This window comes from Raskinella chloraquaticus (SeqCode) (genome assembly GCF_021731865.1).
Lineage (GTDB): Bacteria > Pseudomonadota > Alphaproteobacteria > Rhizobiales > UBA4765 > Raskinella > Raskinella chloraquaticus.
On record NZ_JAKFWN010000007.1, the window covers coordinates 1 to 18,396 of the forward strand.

Here is an 18,396-nt window from a genome sequence, read left to right on the forward strand (position 1 = left end):
AGACAGATTATCCTGCAGCCCTTGCCTTTGTTGACGCGCCGCCTCCGTTACTGGCGATACGCGGGCGGGGCGATATCGTCCGGCGCATGATCGTATCAATCGTCGGTTCACGCAACGCATCCGCCCTCGGCAGACGGTTTGCCCGTCAACTTGCCGAAGATCTGGGTGCTCAAGGCTACGTCGTCGCCTCAGGCCTCGCGCGCGGCATCGACGCGGCAGCGCATGAAGCCTCCCTTGCGAACGGCACCGTCGCCATACTCGCCGGCGGCGTTGATCAGGTTTACCCCAGCGAACACCGCAAGCTTTATGAGCAGATCAGCGATAAGGGAGCGATCATTTCCGAAATGCCCTTTGGCTGGCAGGCGCAGGCCAGGGATTTTCCCCGGCGCAACCGCATCATTGCCGGCGTGGCACTTGGCGTCGTGGTGGTGGAAGCGGCAGAGCGGTCCGGCTCGCTGATAACCGCGCGGCTCGCTAATGAATTTGGCCGCGAGGTCTTCGCTGTTCCCGGTTCGCCTCTTGACCCGAGAGCCGCCGGGACCAATCGTCTCATCAAGGAGGGGGCGACGATGACATCGAATGCCGAAGATGTGCTGGAGCATTTGCGGGCGATCACGCCACGTGACTGGAAGGCCAGTGTTCCGATTGTCTTTCGCAGCGATGAGCCGGAGGTGGCCGATCACGAGCCGCCGGAAACCGATCGTGCCCGGCTGATCAATGCTCTCGGACCTGCTCCAGTCGACATCGACACGTTGATTCGTGAAACCGGCCTCCAGCCCGCCTTCGTCAACGTCATCTTGCTGGAGCTGGAACTTGCGGGCCGGATCGAACGTTTGCGGGGAAACCGCATCTCGCTGCTGTCGTGAGGGCTGGCGTCATCTCGGATCGTCTGGCACGTGCAGTTTTGCCTCGGCCTCGGCAAGAGCGGTCAAATATGCCAAATCATGAAGACGAGCGGCCATCGCCAAAGCCTTCAGCTCACCAAGCATTTCAGCAAGATAGGAGGCCGTCCGATATCTTTCGTTCGACTGCATCTGGATAACCGCCATGGGCACCTGCGCGGTGAAATTTCATCTGCGCAATTATAACGTGTGTTAATTTTAAAAAACAACCAAAAGGATATGTTGTTAAATCAAAAGAACGCCGTTGATCATGTCGGAATGTGGGACTGACGCTGCGCGTCCGCAGCCCGCGATTTGACAGCGAGCGGTCGTCGCGACATGGTCCGCCGCCGCAGCGCCTGAGCGCCCTTCATCTGAAAATCAACCGGAACGGTTACCTGTATGAACGTCGTTGTAGTCGAAAGCCCGGCCAAGGCGAAGACGATCAATAAATATTTAGGTCAGGATTTTCAGGTCCTGGCCTCCTATGGTCATGTCCGCGACCTGCCTGCAAAAGACGGGTCCGTCAGGCCCGATGAAGATTTTGCCATGTCGTGGGCAGTCGACAGCAAATCTGAAAAACGGCTGGCCGATATTGTGCGGGCACTCAAGGGCGGAGCGACACGTCTTATCCTTGCAACCGACCCCGACCGCGAGGGCGAGGCCATTTCCTGGCATGTGCTTGAGTTCCTGCGCTCCAAGAAGGTCCTGGCAGGCGTCGCGATCGAGCGGGTTGCGTTCAACGCCGTTACCAAATCCGCGGTGCTCGAAGCCATGGCCCATCCGCGCCAGATCGACGCAGCGCTGGTTGATGCTTATCTGGCACGCCGCGCGCTGGATTATCTGGTCGGATTTACCCTCTCGCCCGTGCTGTGGCGAAAGCTGCCGGGGGCGCGTTCGGCAGGCCGGGTGCAATCGGTGGCGCTGCGGCTCGTGTGTGACCGCGAAGCGGAGATCGAGCGCTTCATTGCGCAGGAATACTGGGATGTCGGCGCCAATATGATGACGCCGCGTGGCGAGGCGTTCATGGCCCGGCTGGTCGCAGCCAATGGCAAGAAGCTGCAGCGCCTAGATATCGCCAATGAAGAACAGGCGATGGGACTGAAAGCCCGCCTGGAAAAGGCGGCCTACCGGATCGACACTGTGGAAGCCAAGCCGGTGAAGCGTCACCCCTCCCCGCCCTTCACCACCTCCACCCTGCAGCAGGAAGCCTCGCGCAAGCTCGGGCTTTCCCCGCAACGCACCATGCAGATTGCCCAGAGGCTCTATGAGGGTATCGAGGTCGGTGGCGAAACCGTCGGCCTCATCACCTATATGCGCACCGATGGCGTGCAGATGGCCGGCGAGGCGATCGGCCAGGCGCGCGGCGTCATCGCCAGGCTCTATGGCAACAGCTATGTGCCAGGTGTTCCGCGGGCCTATTCGACGAAAGCCAAGAACGCTCAGGAAGCCCATGAGGCGATCCGCCCGACCGAGCTGTCGCGGTTGCCGCGCGAGGTCAACAAGGCGGTACAGTCGGATGAAGCCCGCCTCTACGAGCTGATATGGACGAGGGCGCTGGCGAGCCAGATGGAATCTGCTCTCCTCGAACGGACAACCGTGAGCATCACCGCCAATGTCGATGGCGCTTCGCTCGACCTGCGCGCCACCGGCAGCGTCATCACATTCGATGGCTTCCTGAAGCTCTATCAGGAAGGGCGCGATGATGATGAGGATGACGAGAACAAGCGTCTGCCGGCGATGACGGCTGGCGAAACGCCAAAGCTCGTCACCATCGACGCCAAGCAGCATTTCACCGAGCCACCGCCGCGCTTCACCGAAGCCTCGCTGGTGAAGCGCATGGAGGAGCTGGGCATTGGTCGCCCTTCGACCTATGCCTCGACGCTGAACGTGTTGCGTGAGCGCAATTATGTGCGCACCGACAAGAAACGCCTTTATGCGGAAGACAAAGGACGCCTGGTCACCGTCTTTCTGCAGAATTTCTTCCACAAATATGTGGAGTTCGATTTCACCGCCGCGCTCGAGGAACAGCTTGACCGCATCTCGGCGGGGGAAATCGACTGGCGGCAGGTGCTGCGCGATTTCTGGCAGGATTTTTCGACCAATGTCGATGCCACCAAGAATTTGCGCATCGGCGAAGTGATCACGGCGCTCGAGGAACAGCTTGGGCCTCATATCTTCCCGCCGCGCGAGGGCGGTGGCGATGCCCGGACCTGCCAGACCTGCGGCACCGGGCGGCTATCGCTGAAGCTTGGCAAATTCGGCGCCTTTATTGGTTGCTCAAACTATCCTGAATGCCGCTTCACCCGGCCGCTGGTTCAGCCTGACGGCGAGAAGAATGGCGGAATTGCAGGCGATGGCGATACGCCCGGCATCAAGAAACTCGGCATTGACCCGGTGAGCGGAGAAGCCGTCACATTGCGCGATGGACGGTTCGGGCCCTATGTACAGCTTGGCGAGGGCGAGAAGCCCAAGCGCTCCAGCATTCCCAAAGGCTATGAACCGGTAACGCTGCCGCTTGAGATCGCGCTCAGGCTGCTGGCGCTGCCGCGCGATGTCGGCCTCCACCCGGAATCAGGCGAGATGATCATCGCCAATCTCGGCCGCTATGGGCCTTATATCCAGCATGGCAAGACCTACGCCAATCTCGCATCAGCCGATGAAGTCTTCGAGATCGGCCTCAATCGCGCCGTGACAGTGCTTGCCGAAAAGCTCGCCAAAGGCCCCGGCCGGGGACGCAACCAGCGGGCGCCGGGCAAGGTGCTGGGCGTGCACCCGACACTCGGGCAGGATGTTGTGCTGCATGAGGGACGCTACGGTCCCTATGTCGCCCATGACGGGGTGAACGCGACGTTGCCCAATGGCAGTGACAAGGACAGCTTCGATCTGGCAGCGGCGGTGAAGCTGGTTGACGCGAAGCGGGACAGCGGCGGCGGCAAAACCGCCAAGAAAACGTCCGCGAGAGCATCAAAGAGCACGACCAAGGCAAGCGTTGCCAAAAAGCCGGTGCGCAAGCGCAAGGCCGGTGCGGCGGAGCCGGCGTGAAGGAGCGAAGGCGCCAGCCACCGCGCGGCGTCCGCAATCGCTCGCCATCCTTGCCAGGCGCTTCTCCGCCGCCGGTTATCACCGCCAAGCTCACTGGCCGTGATAAGGATGGCGATCTGATCGCCGAGGCGGTCGAGTGGAACGTCGCATTGCATGGGCCGGCGCCGCGCATTGCCGTGATTGCCTCGTCGCAGCGGCGGGCGGGCCCTGCACCTAGGCTCGGCGATGTGGTGCTGCTTCGCCTTCATCGCTCGACGCGCGAGGGTGTCGGCTATGTCGGGCGGGTGTTGAAAAAGATCAGCCGCGCCAGCGAGCGCCGGGTTGGACTGGTGCGGCTCGACAGCCGTGGCGGGGCGCAGGTCGTGGCGATCGAAAAGCGCGCGGCAGGCTGGAGCTGGGGGATCAGGTCGGACGATTTGCACGGTGCCAGCGACGGTGATCTGGTCGCCTTTGAAACAATTACAGCGCCACGCGCCTCGCGGCCGATGGCGAAGGTCAGCGATATTTTGGGGCGCCTGGAAGGGGCGAAGGCATTGTCGCTCATCGCCATTGCCCAGCATGGGCTGCCCTACCGGTTCAGCGCCGAGGCGCTTGCCGAGGCAGAGGCTGCCCGCCTGTCTGCCGGGCCGCGCGAGGATTGGCGGGCGCTGCCGCTGGTTACCATCGATCCAGCGGACGCACGCGATCATGACGATGCGGTGCATGCCAGCGCCGACAGCGATCCTGCCAATCCTGGCGGATTTGTTATCACGGTAGCGATCGCCGACGTGTCGGCCTTCGTGCCCGCCGGTAGTCTGCTTGATCTTGAAGCGAGGGAGCGTGGCAACTCGATCTATTTTCCCGACCAGGTGGTGCCGATGTTGCCCGAGCACCTGTCCAACGGTCTGTGTTCGCTGCGCCCTGATGAAGACCGCGCGGCGCTCGCCATCCGCATGATCATTGATGCCGGCGGGAGTAAGCGCGGCCAAAGCCTCCACCGCATCCTCATGCGCTCCGTCGCCAAGCTGAGTTACCCGCAAGCGCAGGCGGCAATCGACGGCGAGCCGACGGACATTACTGCGCATGTGCTTGACACTTTGCTGCGGCCATTATGGGCCGCCTACGGCGCACTGGCGCAGGCGCGCAACAAGCGCTCCCCGCTGGCGCTTGATCTGGCCGAGCGCAAGCTGCTGCTGAAAGCCGATGGATCGCTCGACCGGGTGGTCGTTCCACCACGACTTGACGCCCATCGCCTGATCGAAGAATTCATGATCGCGGCCAATGTGGCGGCTGCCGAACTCCTGGAAGCCAAGCGCCAGCCACTTATCTACCGGGTCCATGATCAACCATCGCTCGACCGCCTGTCCTCGCTGCGCGATTTTCTGTCGACACTTGATATTCCGTTTGCCAAGGGCGGGGTGCTGAAACCGGCGCTCTTCAACCGGGCGCTGGAAAAGGTGCGCGGCTTGCCGGTTGAACTTCTGGTCAACGAAGCGGTCCTGCGCACCCAGGCTCAGGCCGAATATTCCACTCACAACCTCGGGCATTTCGGACTTAATCTCGGGCGATATGCTCATTTTACATCACCTATCCGTCGATATGCCGATTTGACGGCGCATCGTGCACTCGTGCGCGCCTATCGCCTTGGCAGCGATACGGGGCAAGGGCTGCCTGAGGCGGAACTCGAACAGATCGCCCTCCAGACGACGCTGGCCGAGCGGCGCGCGACACTGGCCGAGCGCGAGACAAATGACCGCATCATCGCGACCTCGCTTGCCGACCAGGTAGGGGCAGTGTTTTCAGCGCGCATCAGCGGCCTGACGCGGGCGGGCCTCTTCGTGACGCTGGTTGACAGCGGGGCGGATGGTCTGGTGCCGATGGCAATGCTCGGGCGCGATGACTTCAAGGTTGATGAAAAGCGGCGCGAAATCAGCGGCAGGCGCAGCAAGACGACATGGCGACAGGGCGACATGATCGAGGTGAGGCTTATCGAGGCACAGGCCATTGCCGGTGCCTTACGTTTCGAGGTCTTGCCGGCGTCACGCCAGGAGCCTAGGAGTGGCGCGTCCAGGCCGTCATCTAGCCAAACTGCCGAGCGGCGCGGCAAGTCTTCTGTTATAAAGTCTGGCAAGGCGCGACGCGGCGCCGATGGTTCAGCAAGCGGGGCGGGTCGACATGTCGTGGATGACGAATAATGGAGGTGCCGAGGGCGCTGCCGGTACCCGTGACCTGCGGCAGGCGGTTCTGCGCGGCATGCGTCTGCTCTGTCCGCATTGCGGCAAGGGGAGGCTTTTTTCGAGCTTTACCACGGCGGTCAACGCATGTGCCGTGTGCGGCGAGAACATGTCGGCCCAGCAGGCCGATGACGCGCCGCCTTATGTGGTGATCACCATCGTCGGTCACATTCTGGTTGCCGGTGCGCTGACGCTGGAGAAAACCCTGCATCCGCCGCTATGGGTGCATTTCTCTCTGTGGATCCCGCTGACGATCCTGTGCGGCCTGCTGCTTCTGCCTCCGGTGAAGGGGGCGATCATCGGTTTCCAATGGGCCAACCGTATGCACGGCTTCTCGCATACCTCCGAGACGACATCATGAGTGAAGTCCTGCGTCCCATATTTGCCGACAAGACGGAATCTGAGACGCGCAATCCCTATCTGCGCCCGCGCGATGCAGCGACCCTCATCCTCGTCGACGCCAAGCCCGGCGCTCCTCTGTCCATTCTCATGGGCAGGCGCAAATCGACCTTGCGCTTCATGCCCGGGCTTTACGTTTTTCCTGGCGGGCGGGTCGACGGCGCCGATGGGCGCATGGATCATCGCGGCAGCCTGTCGGCGCAGACAATCGCGAAGCACAGCCTGCATGGCCCGCGAGCCGGCGAAGCGCGCCTCAAGGCAATCTGTCTGTGCGCTGTGCGCGAGACCTATGAGGAGGCCGGCGTGCTGCTGGGGCGCCAGGCAAAGCCGGCCCGCATTCCCAATCCGGACTGGCAGGCCTTCGACACGCATGGCGTCACACCCGATATCGATGATCTTGTCTTTTTCTGCCGTGCAATCACGCCACCGGGGCGCCCGCGCCGCTTTGATACACGCTTCTTTCTGGCCGAGCGCAAGGCGGTTGCGGTGACACTGCCCGACGACCAGCGCCCTGATACTGATCTTGAGGCCACGGAATGGCTGTCGCTTGAAGCCGCACGGGCCAAACCCCTGCCCTTCATCACCCGCCTCATCCTGGACGACGTGGAAAAGCGCCTGGCGATGCCTGACTGGCGCCATCCATCGCAACCCACGACCTATTATTTCAATCGCGGCAACAAGCAATTGCGGCATATCGGTTGATCACGAGACATTTGCTTCCAGCCAGATCGCACCCCGCTTGACCCTCCCCGCTCCCGCCTCGATGCCCACCTCTGCCAAACTTGGCAGCATCATTTCCGCCATCTCCATCGTCGGGATCGGCCTGGCATTGATGATCCCGCTCCTGTCAATCGCCCTCGACCGGTACGGGGCGAGCGGGTTCACCATCGGCCTGCACACGGCCGTTCAGGCGCTGGCGGCAATCCTCACCGCTTTCATGATACCGCGCCTGCTTGCCCTCTTCGGGCCGCGCCACCTGCTGACGATCTCGATCTTGATCCTGGCTGCAACGGTTCTAGGCTTCACAGTGTTGACGTCGAGCCTTGCCTGGCTGGTGTTGCGCTTCATCCTCGGCGGCTGCCTGACGAGCCTGTTTATCGTCTCCGAATACTGGATCTCGGCGATCGCCGAGGATCGCCGCCGTGGTTTCATCATGGGCGTTTATGCGACGTTTCTGTCACTTGGTTTTGCCATAGGGCCTGCCATTCTCAGCCTGCTGGGCAGCGAGGGGAATGTGCCCTATTACGTCGGCGCTGCTCTGTTCCTCCTTGGTCTTTTACCGATACTGGCCAGTTCCGATCGCGCGCCGATCCATGCGCACAACGCCTCGGGCTCCGGTCTGTTTGCCATCTTCAGGCGCTCACCGGCTGCGGTGTCGGCGGCCTTCTTCTTTGGAGCCATTGAAAGTTCCGGCTTCTCCTTTCTGCCGCTATGGGGCGAGCGTGTCGGCCTGTCGCCGGCGATGGCGGCACTGTTGCTGACGTGCGGTGGATTGGGGAATGTCGTGTGCCAGATCCCGATCGGCCTGCTCGCCGATCGCCTCAACCGACCCATGCTGATGCTGGTCTGTGCGGGCATCGGTGCCCTCGGCACATTGATCGCACCAGCGCTTGCCGGCAGCGCCGCCTGGCTGTTTTTCGGCATCTTCTGCTGGGGCGGCGTGGTCGGCGGCATCTACACTGTCGGGCTCGCCAATCTCAGCAAGACATTCGACGGTCCGGATCTGGCTGCGGCAAACTCCGCATTTATCCTCAACTACGCGGCCGGTATGCTGATTGGTCCGCCCGTGACAGGGCTTTTGTTCCAGACGATCGGCGCAAACGGCTTTATTTACGCGATTTCAAGCATGGCCGGTATCTATGCGCTGATCATTGGCGGTCATGTGCTTCGGCGTGCTTGACTTCGCCGCAACTTTCCGCGAGACACTTCGCTCCTGTTTTCAGCCCGTTCATGTGAAGGACCAAGGCTATGGCCAAGGCCGTGACCATCAAGATCAAGCTCGTGTCGACAGCCGACACCGGCTATTATTATGTCACCAAGAAGAATTCGCGGACCCAGACTGAGAAAATGTCGGTCAAGAAGTACGATCCGGTCGTGCGCAAGCATGTCGAGTTCAAGGAAGCCAAGATCAAGTGATCTGGCGGGCGCCCGCGCCTAGTGCCGATTGCGTTCAAGCGGAATTGCAATCTGCTCTTGTCTTATTGTTCTGACATGCTGTCAGCGAAAATCCGGTTTCGCTTTTTTCGCGGCCTTCTCTAGGCGCGCGTCGGTACCAGCATGGGATTGCCGTGATGCTTGCGCAAAATGGCGGCGGCAGCGCCTGGATCGAGCGCTTCGTACTCTACAACCAGCCGGGGATCGTTGCTGCCGACCCGCAGATGTCTGGCACGCATGTCGAGTACGGCGCGGAAACTCTCGCCGCTGATACCCAGCGCCCGCAGCATGACCGTCAGAGGCCGGTTTTCGCGCATCAACAGCACGGTGAGAACGCTTGATCGCTCACTGCTGCCGGCTGCTGCCACCAGGTCGATCAACCAATCATGACGATTAAGGCGACAAGCCTGACGGATGGCTTCGTCGAGCGTCAGAACACCATCTTCGATGCCCGCCTGGAGGTTGACGAAGGCAGCGTGATCATCCGATATCGCCTCGACGCGTTCAATCAGCTGCTAGACTTCAGCATCAAGCGCATTGCTGATCTTGGCGGCGGGTATGCTGGACCAGCGCGATGACAGGCGTCGGCGGACTTCCTGCGCAAGTATCGGAACCAGGCGATCACGGACAGCCTGCGGCAGGTTGGGACGCAACGCCATCAGCTCCTGCAAGACGGTGTCGCCCTGTGCGCCGTCAAGCAGCACGTGGAAAGCGCCATCGCTGATCTGCGCGCCGTCATTGGCGGCAATCGCGCGATGGACCATCATCTGGCCACGCGCCACCAGAATATCGGTCAGATCCCTGGAGAGAAAGATCCGACGAGCGATCACCTCAAGATGCGCCGGCCCGGTATTCTCGGCAATATCGATCAGGTCTTTTTCGCTCAAATTAGGCGAATAGCGCAGCACCGGTTCAGCCACCGAAACGATATCATTAGCGAGTTCCATGACGACCCGCCGCGGCGTCAGCGCTTCAGGGCCAACGCGTTCTGCGAATTCAATTTTTTCTTTCGGATTTACCTGGTCGAGTACGCGACAGACAATATCTTCAAACAAGTCAACGATCATCGCATCGCGGCTGATATTGCCGCGCATCAACAAATCAGCCAAGCGTTGCAGCAGGGCTGCGCGATCGCCGCTGGAGTTGCGTCGCGCCAAATCTTCAAGATTACGCCACAGAGCTTGCGTCATTTTTCCCGTCCACCTCCCGGACGTCTAGCATAAGGAGCTTTGGAAGCGGTGAATAAGGCGGTTCAAATTTGATCGATCCCGTCAAAAGCCTAAGAGAATGAGACGATACAGATAGCGTTCAGGCGGCCTCCGCAACGACGCGATTGCGCCCGTCGCGCTTGGCTGCATAAAGGGCATGGTCGGCGCGCTCCAGCAGGGCTTCCGCCGTCTGCGTTGTGTCATTCAGGCTGGCAATACCAACCGAAATGGTCACCGGAATTTCACGCGTGCGTCCGGTTATGGCAAACGGCGCGGCAGCGATACGCTCGCGGATACGTTCCGCCACCGTATAGGCAAGTCCGGTATTGGTTTCGGGCATAATGACGACGAATTCCTCGCCACCGTAACGGCACACAAGGTCGACGCCGCGCACGGATTTGCGCAGGCGACGGGCAAATTCGCGCAAGACATCATCGCCTGCCTGATGGCCGTAACTGTCGTTGACCGACTTGAAATAGTCGAGATCAAGAATGAGAACCGACAGATCCTTGCCGCGCGCCGTCGCATCGTGAACGAGGGTGTTGATGTGGTTTTCCATATAGCGTCGATTGTGAAGGCCCGTCAGCCCGTCGGTGATCGCCAGTTCCATCGAATCCTGGACAGCCTGGCTCAGCCGATCGCCGAAACGCTTGCGGCGGATCTGAGTCGACACCCGGGCGAGCATTTCGTTCTTGTCGATCGGGCGCACAAGATAATCATTAACGCCCATATCGAGGGCCCGCATGAGGCGGCCCTCCTCTTCATGGTCGATCAGGACCAGAATAGGCAAATGACGCACGCGCTCGATCGAGCGAATCTGACTGCACAGGCGAAGCGGATCAAAGTCACTTAATGCCATGCTGACGATCGCAAGTTCGTAATCGCCTTCAGCGATACGAAAAAGAGCTTCCTGCGGCTTTTCCTCGACATCAATCTGGTGGCGCGAACGTAACGTCTGGGCAAAGCGCTCGGAAGAGGAGCGTCGATCGTCAACCAGCAGCAATTTGCCATGATTGCCGTCGATTTCGGCAAAGCTGCGCTCGGGGGTGTTGAAACCAAGGTCCTGGGTGGTTGCCGCGCGCAAGCGCAATTCATCTGTCAGCTGTTTCAGCCGCACCAGCGAACGCACCCTGGTAATCAGCGCCGTATCCGATACCGGCTTGGTCAGAAAATCATCGGCACCCGCTTCAAGGCCCCGCACGCGGTCCCCCACCTGGTCCAACGCCGTGACCATGATGACGGGGATATGGTGCGTGCGCGGATTGGATTTGAGGTGGCGGCACACCTCAAAGCCGTCCATGCCGGGCATCATGACGTCAAGAAGGATGATATCGCATTGTGATCGTTCGCAGATCGCCAGGGCGTCAGGGCCGGACATGGCGGTGAGGACGTCGAAATATTCGGCGTTAAGCCGCGCTTCCAGCAGCTTTACGTTGGCCAGTATATCATCGACAACGAGAACCTGTGCGGTCATCGCTTACCTCGTGCTTTATGTAGCGGGACCTAAAAACTGACGGACAGTCTCAATAAATTTGGCGATCGAAATCGGTTTGGAAATGTAAGCTTCGCAGCCACCGGCGCGAATGCGCTCTTCATCGCCCTTCATGGCGAAAGCGGTGACCGCGATCACCGGAATCGAGCGCAACTCTTCGTCGCGCTTGATTTCCTCAGTGACCTGCAGGCCGGAAATTTCAGGCAGCTGAATGTCCATGAGAATGAGGTCGGGGCGATGCTGGCGGGCGAGACCCAGCGCATCCTTGCCATTGCGCGTCTGCAATGTGCGATAGCCATTGGCTTCCAGGAGGTCATGGAAGAGCTTCATATTCAGCTCGTTGTCTTCCACAATGAGCACAGTTTTTGCCATCACGTATCCCCAAAGGCCCGCCGAGCCCGACGCTGGCCCTTCTCCACGCAACACGATACGCGAAGACTCTTTAGGAACCGTAAGGATTGCCGCAATGCTGCACAAACCATCAGATCGCCATAGCGTTCATGCTGAGGAAATCGCCATAACCGCACTGTCGTTTCTGGCAAGCGAACCGGAACGTCTGGGGCGATTTCTGTCCCTCACCGGCCTTGGCCCGCATAATTTACGCCAATCGGCGCGCGAGCCGGTATTCCTTGGCCAGGTGCTGGCCTATCTGTGCAGCGATGAGGCGTTGTTGATCACGTTTGCTCAATCAGCAGGTCTTGCGCCTGAGGTGGTGGCAAAAGCGCATGTGCAACTGACTGGTCCGGCGGCAGAGGCAACAAGCTAGGGTCAGGACCCATTCATTGAAGCAAAACGGCATGAGAATCGTTGCACGTTTTGTTATGATGCCAAACTGATGGCAACGCTGTGTCGCGACTGTCTCGCGCTCTCGGATGTCCGGCTGCGGCGCTGTGACGTTTGCGGCTCGCCGCGCCTCGTCGTCCATGCCCAGCTCGCCGCTCTGTCGATTGCCCATGTTGATTGCGATGCATTTTATGCCGCCGTCGAAAAGCGCGACAACCCGGCGCTTGCCGACGTTCCGCTCATCATCGGTGGCGGCACACGGGGTGTGGTGTCGACGGCCTGCTATATTGCGCGCATTGCAGGCGTGCGCTCGGCAATGCCGATGTTCAAGGCGCGCGCGCTTTGTCCCGATGCCGTCGTGCTTCCACCCAACATGCGTAAATATGCCGCTGTGGGACGCGAGGTGCGCCAATTGATGCAGACACTGACACCCCTGGTTGAGCCGATCTCGATTGATGAAGCCTTTCTTGATCTCTCCGGCACTGGGGAGTTGCATGGTGGCGTGCCGGCACGAACGCTTGCCGGCTTCGCCGGCCGGGTTGAAAAAGAGATCGGGATCACGGTGTCGATTGGCCTGTCGAACCGCAAATTTCTGGCAAAAATCGCCTCCGACCTCGATAAGCCGCGCGGCTTTTCGATTCTCTCCCATGAGGAGGCGCCCGCCTTCCTGGCGCCGCGGCCGGTATCCTTCCTGTGGGGTGTCGGCAAATCGCTCGCCGATCGGTTGAAGGCCGATGGGTTGCGAACGATCGGCGATCTGCAAAAGCTCGACCATGCCACGCTCCATGCCCGCTATGGCGCCATGGGCGGCAGGCTTGCTGCTCTGTCACATGGCGAGGATGCGCGGCGCGTCGATCCTGATCAGGCGGACAAATCGATCTCGGCTGAAACCACGTTTCATACCAATCTGAGTGATCAGGCGGGACTTGAAGCGATCCTGTGGCGGCTCAGCGAGAAGGTCGCGCAGCGCCTCAAGGCCAAATCTCTGGCGGGTCAGGTCGTCACGCTGAAACTCAAGAGCGCTGATTTCAAGCAACGGACCCGCTCTCGCCATTTGGCCGACGCGACCAATCTTGCGCACCGCATCGACGAAGTAGCCCGCGATCTCCTGGCGCCTGAATGCGATGGTACGCGCTACCGCCTGATCGGGGTGGTCCTCAGTGATCTGTGTCCTGCCGCACACGCCGACCCGCTCGATCTGATCGAGCCCAAGCGTGACAAACAGAAGCGGGCGGAAGGGGCGCTGGACAGCATCCGCGCCCGCTTCGGGCAGGCGGCGATTCATTCCGGCCGCGCGCTGCGAGACCAGAAATAAGCATTATTTGCAGGGCGTTATCGGTAATAATTCCAATTTTGCGAGCTTGCCCTTCATCGAGAACGACGAATAGTTCAGCGTCATCGACTGCGTGATGCCGTTTTCGTAGATTTCCACGGCCAGATCATAGAGCGGCGTCTGTTCGCCGCCGCCCTTGGCGGCACGATCAAAGAAGGAAACGGTGAATGGCCAACGCGGCTTGCCGCGAAGCTCAGGAATGGCGCCGGCATCTCCGTCCGGCAGCGGGGTCACCCGTCCGCGACCAATAATTGCCGTGGTGGAATAAATTTTATCGCCATTCTCGCTGCCATCGAACAAATCAGCTTCAACCACGGTCTGTGCCGATTTGGCTGCGATCAGCAGCAAGGTCAGATGCTGGGTGGGATAGACAATATCCGGGCCCGGGCTGACGTCGCGCTTTGACGGCTTCTTCAGGGCGATCTTCAACTGACCTGCTTTGTCCTGGATGGCTGTGCCATCCGCCTCTTCCCGCAGCGCTCCGTCAACGGTGCTGCTGGTCAGGAAGCGAAACTCTTTCGTGAGCGGATTTTCAAACGTGCTGGAGCGGATATCCGAGATTTGCGGATTTCCCTCCTGCGGTGTCAATTCGGTCAGCAGACGGGTCGTTGTCGACCAGCCCTCGCACTGATTACCCCGGAATTCATATAGCATGCGGGCGCGCCCCGCCTGAACCGGGCTCTTGTCAGGATCGCGACCCGGTATCAGCACGAGATCATAGACCGCGCGATGGGGAAGATAACCAGCGCGCAGCGCCTCGCCGTCGTCGGCGCGTGCCGGCAAGGAGCCAACAGCCATGACCAAGGCGGCCAATCGGAGCCAGCTACGCATCGTTTTATCCTCTCATTGCTGATGCCGGCAGTGTCGTACAGTCACTCTGGCAGATTATTGACGACGAATCGCCTCTCACTCATAGCTGATTGTCGAGACTGACACGCGCATCAACCTAAATGAAATCCTCAGAAGGAGACGAGATCATGACCGGAACGCACAGTTCACGCCTGCTGGCGCTTGGTATCACCCTGCCCAAGCCGGCTGCTCCGCTTGCCAATTATGTTCCTGCCGTGCGATCGGGCGCGCTGCTTTTCATCTCCGGACAATTGCCGATGGTCGATGGCAAGATTGCCGTCACCGGCAAACTCGGCGCAGGCGTTTCGCTCGAGGACGGGCTACGCGCCGCGCGCCTGTGCGCCATCAATCTGCTGGCGCAGGCCGCTGCCGCTCTTGATGGCGACATCGAACGCATCACGCGCTGCGTCAAGCTTGGCGGCTTTGTGGCCGGCACCCCTGAATTCGTGCAGCAGCCGGCGGTGATCAATGGCGCCTCCGATCTCATGGTTGCCGCCCTTGGCGATGCCGGCCGCCATGCCCGTTTTGCGGTCGGCGCCCCTGCCCTGCCCTTCGATGCGGCGGTTGAAGTTGAAGCCATCTTCGAGGTGCGCTGATGCGCTCAACATCCTGGCTGACGGCGCAGCCGATCGCCCATCGCGGCCTGCATGCGCGCTCTCACGGCATTATCGAGAATTCGCTTGAGGCAGCACAGGCTGCCATCGCCAGGGGCTTTGCCATCGAATGCGACGTGCAACGGGCCGCCTGCGGGACAGCCATGGTGTTCCATGATTTCACGCTTGATCGCCTGACCGGGCGTGAGGGCGAGGTGAGCGCGAAAAGCGCCGCCGAACTGGGGGCGATGAGACTGGGCGGGAGCGAGGCGATCATCCCGACGCTGGCGCAATTTCTCGACGTCATCGCCGCTCAGGTGCCTCTTTTCATCGAAATCAAATCGCGCTTTGACGGCGCGGCGGCGCTGGTCGCGGCTGTCGCGAAGGCGCTTCAGAACTATCACGGGCCGGTGGCGCTCATGTCGTTTGACCCGTTGGCCGCCCGCCAGGTGCGCGCGCACCGCCTGCGACGTCCCGTTGGCATCGTATCGGAGGTCTACGGCGATCACGCTGAATGGTCCTCGCTCAGCGCGGGGCGAAAATACGGTCTGAGCCAGATCGATGATGCCTATGGTTCACCGCCTGATTTTATCGCCTATAATGTTCGCCACCTGCCCTCGCCCGCCTGCACGACGCTCACGGCGCAGCTAGGCATACCGCTGCTGACCTGGACGGTGCGCGACGAGGCGCAGCGCCTGATCGCCGCAACGCACGCCGACCAGATGATCTTTGAAGGCTTTGTTCCCTGAGCCGCGTGTTTGGCGCTATCGTGCGAGATGATGGCTAGAACGCAGTTCTCACGAACCTGTGTCACGTGGCGGGGTTTGGCGCTTGCCGCTCTGCTGTTCCTTGGTGGCTGCAACGGGCCGGATACGCAGATGGCACGGCTGTGCGCGGAGATCGTGCCCGCTTTCGAGCCGTCCTCGGTAAAGCTGCGTCTGTCACCTGCCCAGCAGAACGGACGCAACAGTGTCCGCGTGCCCTTCACCGCCATCGACCCGGACGGAGCGGAGAGGCCGCGCTTTGTTGCCTGCGCCTTCAGCGGTACTCTCACGCAAGGGCAGGAACAGCCCGACCTCGTCGCAGTCGAAAGCGACGAGGGGCAACTCAATGAGGCGCAGCTTTTTTTCCTCCGTCGATTTTTTATCAATTCACAAGAAAATTCGGCCGAAAGCCGCGCGAGGATCATCATCGGCCCCGGCAACGGGATATCAGGGCGTTTTGCCTATCTGACGCAGGCACTGCTCAACGCCTTGCCGTGGACGGCGATCCTCACCTTGCTCGCCACCGCCTACTCGCTGCTTTACGGCCTGAGCCATCGCATCAATCTGGCCTTTGGCGATATCGCCGTCATCGGCTCCTATGCGGTGGTTTCGAGCCTGGGGGCGGCGCTGGTGCTAGGCGGTGGTCCGGCGGTGGCGATCACGCTCGGCGTGCTTGCCGGCGTCATCTGTTCAGCGCTTGCGGCCCGCAGCCTGACAAGCATGGTCGTCAATCCGCTCGTCGAGCAACCGGGGCGCATGTTGCTGGTGGCAACCATCGGCGTTGAGCTGGTGATCCAGGAAGGGCTGCGCGTCACGCAAGGAGCCGGCAATCAATGGATCAGCCCGATCCTCGCGGCCCCGCACATTCTGTTCATCGGCGACAGGTTTCCGGTCCATGTCACCGCCATGCAGGCCGTGGTCGTGGCGGCGGGGCTGTCGCTCGCACTCGCGACCCTGGCGATCATGCGCTGGACGCGCTTTGGACTATCCTGGCGGGCCTTGTCGGAGGATCGTCTCGCGGCCGCCCTGTGCGGGGTCTCGCCTGCCGGCATGCTTTCGCGGACGATGATCGGCGCCGGGCTGTTATCGGGTGCATGCGGGGCGATCATCACGCTTGCCTATGGCAATGCCCATTACTCCCTTGGCACCACGCTCGGGCTCAAGGCGATCATCGCCGCGATCCTCGGCGGTATCGGTTCGCTCGGTGGTGCACTGGTGGGTGGGCTCGCGCTTGGCTTGTTCGAAGGGCTGTGGTCGGCCTATCTTTCGATTGAATCCCGCGACGTCGCCGTCTACTGCGTGCTCTCGATCATACTGGTTGTGAGGCCTGGCGGTATCCTCGGCATTGCCGCCCCAACACCGCGCGAGGTTTGACGCCTTTGGCTCTTCCTTTGACGATAGATGATATCCTTCGTGCACAAGCAACGATTGCCGGCGCCGTTCTGCCAACGCCATGCCTGCCAGCGCGCCGTCTCAGCAATCTCATCGGCGCGGATATCTGGGTCAAATATGAGAACCTGCAGGTCACGAATTCGTTCAAGGAGCGTGGCGCGGTCAATCGTCTGTCGGCACTCAGTGCCGATGAGCGCCGGCGCGGCGTCATCGCCATGTCGGCTGGCAATCACGCGCAGGCGCTGGCCTATCACGCGCAGCGGCTCGGCATTCCCGCCACCATCGTCATGCCGGAGACAACGCCTTTCGTCAAAGTAGCCTCGACGCGTGCCTTCGGCGCGCAAGTCGTGTTGTTTGGCGAAACGCTGGCGGAAAGCCAGATCCGCATGGAGGCGCTACGGCAGGAGCATGCGCTCGTTCTCGTCCACCCCTATGACGATGTGCTGATTGCGGCTGGACAGGGCACGATCGGCCTCGAGATGCTTGATGCCTGTCCCGATCTCGACACGCTGGTGATCCCGGTCGGTGGCGGAGGGCTCGCGGCCGGCATTGCGGTGGCGGCAAAGTCGCGCAAACCTGACATCCGCATCATCGGTGTGGAGAGCGAACTCTACCCCTCGCTTGATGCGGCACTGAAAGGCGAAATAGCGCAATGCGGGGGGCAGACGCTGGCCGAAGGCATCGCGGTGAAGAATGTGGGGGCGCTCGGCGTTGCCGTTCTCGGAGCGTTGATGGATCAGCTCATCCTGGTGTCGGAAACCGATATCGAGCGGGCGGTGAACGCCTTCCTCACCTTGCAAAAGACGATGGCGGAAGGCGCCGGCGCTGCGGGCCTTGCGGCGATGATGCGTGAACCGCATGAATTTCGCGGTTGCAAGGTCGGCCTGGTCCTTTGTGGCGGCAATATCGATCCGCGGATCGCCGCTTCAGTGATGGTGCGGGCGTTGGAGCGTGAGGAAAAAATCGTCGCCTTCCGCTTGCAGATTTCGGACCGGCCCGGCGAGCTGGGCACCATCACCAGCGTCCTTGGTACGCTTGGTGCCAATATTCTCGAGGTGGAGCACCGCCGCCTCTTTCTCGACGTTCCGGCCAAGGGGGCGTCGATAGATGTCACCATCGAAACCCGCGACGGCGATCATGCCGCGGATATTGCCCGCGAATTGACAAAGCGAGGCTACACGGTGACACGCATCCACGCGGGCGAAGCAGGTTTTTGATCGTCAAGCCTTCCGTTACATCTGGCAAGATGCCATGCTTTTGTCGGACCTGACTTAAGTGGCCAGTCAACAC

Annotated in this window: 19 protein-coding genes; 13 read left to right on the forward strand and 6 right to left on the reverse strand. The window is 60.9% G+C overall.

The features are described 5' to 3' along the window. The coding region (gene dprA, locus ACINK1_RS03940) for a DNA-processing protein DprA (RefSeq protein ID WP_395759977.1) at positions 1-866 on the forward strand (866 nt) is incomplete at its 5' end. A gap of 9 nt (positions 867-875) precedes the next feature. Here dprA and ACINK1_RS03945 read toward each other — a convergent pair. Continuing rightward, positions 876-1,049, reverse strand: coding sequence for a hypothetical protein (locus tag ACINK1_RS03945; protein WP_376802787.1), 174 nt, complete (start codon positions 1,047-1,049; stop codon positions 876-878). A 234-nt stretch (positions 1,050-1,283) separates the two neighbouring features. On the opposite strand from ACINK1_RS03945, the gene topA reads away from it, so the two are divergent. The 6 genes from topA to rpmG all read left to right on the forward strand — a co-directional run bounded on the left by topA (position 1,284) and on the right by rpmG (position 8,674). Continuing rightward, the gene (topA, locus tag ACINK1_RS03950) at positions 1,284-3,926 is read left to right on the forward strand and encodes a type I DNA topoisomerase (protein ID WP_376802788.1); all 2,643 of its coding nucleotides are present in this window, start codon (positions 1,284-1,286) and stop codon (positions 3,924-3,926) included. After that, positions 3,923-6,100 carry a ribonuclease R family protein gene (locus tag ACINK1_RS03955; RefSeq protein WP_376802789.1) on the forward strand — a complete coding sequence of 726 codons (2,178 nt, stop codon included), beginning with the start codon at positions 3,923-3,925 and terminating at the stop codon, positions 6,098-6,100. The genes topA and ACINK1_RS03955 overlap by 4 nt, the downstream gene beginning before the upstream one ends. Further along, positions 6,081-6,500 carry a DUF983 domain-containing protein gene (locus ACINK1_RS03960; protein WP_376802790.1) on the forward strand — a complete coding sequence of 140 codons (420 nt, stop codon included), beginning with the start codon at positions 6,081-6,083 and terminating at the stop codon, positions 6,498-6,500. The genes ACINK1_RS03955 and ACINK1_RS03960 overlap by 20 nt, the downstream gene beginning before the upstream one ends. Then, the gene (locus tag ACINK1_RS03965; protein ID WP_376802791.1) at positions 6,497-7,240 is read left to right on the forward strand and encodes an NUDIX hydrolase; all 744 of its coding nucleotides are present in this window, start codon (positions 6,497-6,499) and stop codon (positions 7,238-7,240) included. Before ACINK1_RS03960 ends, ACINK1_RS03965 begins: the two co-directional genes overlap by 4 nt. 61 nt (positions 7,241-7,301) lie before the next feature. Continuing rightward, positions 7,302-8,438, forward strand: coding sequence for an MFS transporter (locus tag ACINK1_RS03970; RefSeq protein WP_376802792.1), 1,137 nt, complete (start codon positions 7,302-7,304; stop codon positions 8,436-8,438). 68 nt (positions 8,439-8,506) lie between these two features. Further along, positions 8,507-8,674, forward strand: a complete 168-nt coding sequence (gene rpmG, locus ACINK1_RS03975) for a 50S ribosomal protein L33 (protein ID WP_376802793.1) — start codon at positions 8,507-8,509, stop codon at positions 8,672-8,674. Between the two features lie 119 nt (positions 8,675-8,793). Here the strand turns inward: rpmG and ACINK1_RS03980 are convergent, their stop codons facing one another. From ACINK1_RS03980 to ACINK1_RS03995, 4 genes are all read right to left on the reverse strand, one after another. Beyond that, positions 8,794-9,072: a hypothetical protein gene (locus tag ACINK1_RS03980; protein ID WP_395759978.1), complete on the reverse strand. Its 279-nt coding sequence runs from the start codon at positions 9,070-9,072 to the stop codon at positions 8,794-8,796. Positions 9,073-9,207: 135 nt separating this feature from the next. Further along, a complete protein-coding gene (locus ACINK1_RS03985; protein ID WP_395759979.1) occupies positions 9,208-9,882 on the reverse strand; it encodes a DUF2336 domain-containing protein in 675 nt (224 codons plus the stop codon). A 118-nt stretch (positions 9,883-10,000) separates the two neighbouring features. After that, a complete protein-coding gene (locus ACINK1_RS03990) occupies positions 10,001-11,374 on the reverse strand; it encodes a PleD family two-component system response regulator (RefSeq protein WP_376802795.1) in 1,374 nt (457 codons plus the stop codon). 15 nt (positions 11,375-11,389) lie between these two features. Further along, positions 11,390-11,764 (reverse strand): response regulator, encoded by a 375-nt coding sequence (locus ACINK1_RS03995; protein ID WP_376802804.1) that lies wholly within the window; start codon positions 11,762-11,764, stop codon positions 11,390-11,392. Positions 11,765-11,858: 94 nt separating this feature from the next. Between ACINK1_RS03995 and ACINK1_RS04000 the strand changes: the two genes are divergently transcribed. Together ACINK1_RS04000 and ACINK1_RS04005 are read left to right on the forward strand one after the other, a co-directional pair. Next, entirely contained in the window at positions 11,859-12,158 is a 300-nt protein-coding gene (locus ACINK1_RS04000; protein ID WP_376802796.1) for a DUF3572 domain-containing protein, read from the forward strand. A 69-nt stretch (positions 12,159-12,227) separates the two neighbouring features. Next, the gene (locus ACINK1_RS04005) at positions 12,228-13,490 is read left to right on the forward strand and encodes a DNA polymerase IV (RefSeq protein ID WP_376802797.1); all 1,263 of its coding nucleotides are present in this window, start codon (positions 12,228-12,230) and stop codon (positions 13,488-13,490) included. Positions 13,491-13,493: 3 nt separating this feature from the next. On the opposite strand, the gene ACINK1_RS04010 is transcribed toward ACINK1_RS04005, so the two are convergent. Next, a complete protein-coding gene (locus ACINK1_RS04010; protein ID WP_395759980.1) occupies positions 13,494-14,306 on the reverse strand; it encodes an EipB family protein in 813 nt (270 codons plus the stop codon). 179 nt (positions 14,307-14,485) lie between these two features. Here ACINK1_RS04010 and ACINK1_RS04015 point away from each other — a divergent pair, with 179 nt between their 5' ends. Genes ACINK1_RS04015 through ACINK1_RS04030 form a run of 4 tightly spaced genes read left to right on the forward strand, consistent with a single transcriptional unit; the run spans position 14,486 to position 18,323 of the window. Then, positions 14,486-14,953 (forward strand): RidA family protein, encoded by a 468-nt coding sequence (locus ACINK1_RS04015; protein ID WP_376802799.1) that lies wholly within the window; start codon positions 14,486-14,488, stop codon positions 14,951-14,953. After that, complete coding sequence (locus tag ACINK1_RS04020) at positions 14,953-15,699, forward strand: glycerophosphodiester phosphodiesterase family protein (RefSeq protein WP_376802800.1); 747 nt, start codon at positions 14,953-14,955, stop codon at positions 15,697-15,699. The genes ACINK1_RS04015 and ACINK1_RS04020 overlap by 1 nt, the downstream gene beginning before the upstream one ends. A gap of 27 nt (positions 15,700-15,726) precedes the next feature. Then, positions 15,727-17,088, forward strand: a complete 1,362-nt coding sequence (locus ACINK1_RS04025) for a branched-chain amino acid ABC transporter permease (protein WP_376802801.1) — start codon at positions 15,727-15,729, stop codon at positions 17,086-17,088. Between the two features lie 5 nt (positions 17,089-17,093). Continuing rightward, positions 17,094-18,323, forward strand: a complete 1,230-nt coding sequence (locus ACINK1_RS04030) for a threonine ammonia-lyase (RefSeq protein ID WP_376802987.1) — start codon at positions 17,094-17,096, stop codon at positions 18,321-18,323. The last annotated feature ends 73 nt before the right edge of the window (positions 18,324-18,396 follow it).

What these genes read in the sequence shown, in the direction of transcription:
- ACINK1_RS03945 (WP_376802787.1), bottom strand. Translation starts at nt 1,049, where the DNA reads ATGGCGGTTATCCAGATGCAGTCGAACGAAAGATATCGGACGGCCTCC.
- topA (WP_376802788.1), top strand. Translation starts at nt 1,284, where the DNA reads ATGAACGTCGTTGTAGTCGAAAGCCCGGCCAAGGCGAAGACGATCAAT.
- ACINK1_RS03960 (WP_376802790.1), top strand. Translation starts at nt 6,081, where the DNA reads ATGTCGTGGATGACGAATAATGGAGGTGCCGAGGGCGCTGCCGGTACC.
- ACINK1_RS03965 (WP_376802791.1), top strand. Translation starts at nt 6,497, where the DNA reads ATGAGTGAAGTCCTGCGTCCCATATTTGCCGACAAGACGGAATCTGAG.
- ACINK1_RS03970 (WP_376802792.1), top strand. Translation starts at nt 7,302, where the DNA reads ATGCCCACCTCTGCCAAACTTGGCAGCATCATTTCCGCCATCTCCATC.
- rpmG (WP_376802793.1), top strand. Translation starts at nt 8,507, where the DNA reads ATGGCCAAGGCCGTGACCATCAAGATCAAGCTCGTGTCGACAGCCGAC.
- ACINK1_RS03985 (WP_395759979.1), bottom strand. Translation starts at nt 9,882, where the DNA reads ATGACGCAAGCTCTGTGGCGTAATCTTGAAGATTTGGCGCGACGCAAC.
- ACINK1_RS03990 (WP_376802795.1), bottom strand. Translation starts at nt 11,374, where the DNA reads ATGACCGCACAGGTTCTCGTTGTCGATGATATACTGGCCAACGTAAAG.
- ACINK1_RS03995 (WP_376802804.1), bottom strand. Translation starts at nt 11,764, where the DNA reads ATGGCAAAAACTGTGCTCATTGTGGAAGACAACGAGCTGAATATGAAG.
- ACINK1_RS04000 (WP_376802796.1), top strand. Translation starts at nt 11,859, where the DNA reads ATGCTGCACAAACCATCAGATCGCCATAGCGTTCATGCTGAGGAAATC.
- ACINK1_RS04005 (WP_376802797.1), top strand. Translation starts at nt 12,228, where the DNA reads ATGGCAACGCTGTGTCGCGACTGTCTCGCGCTCTCGGATGTCCGGCTG.
- ACINK1_RS04010 (WP_395759980.1), bottom strand. Translation starts at nt 14,306, where the DNA reads ATGGCTGTTGGCTCCTTGCCGGCACGCGCCGACGACGGCGAGGCGCTG.
- ACINK1_RS04015 (WP_376802799.1), top strand. Translation starts at nt 14,486, where the DNA reads ATGACCGGAACGCACAGTTCACGCCTGCTGGCGCTTGGTATCACCCTG.
- ACINK1_RS04020 (WP_376802800.1), top strand. Translation starts at nt 14,953, where the DNA reads ATGCGCTCAACATCCTGGCTGACGGCGCAGCCGATCGCCCATCGCGGC.
- ACINK1_RS04025 (WP_376802801.1), top strand. Translation starts at nt 15,727, where the DNA reads ATGATGGCTAGAACGCAGTTCTCACGAACCTGTGTCACGTGGCGGGGT.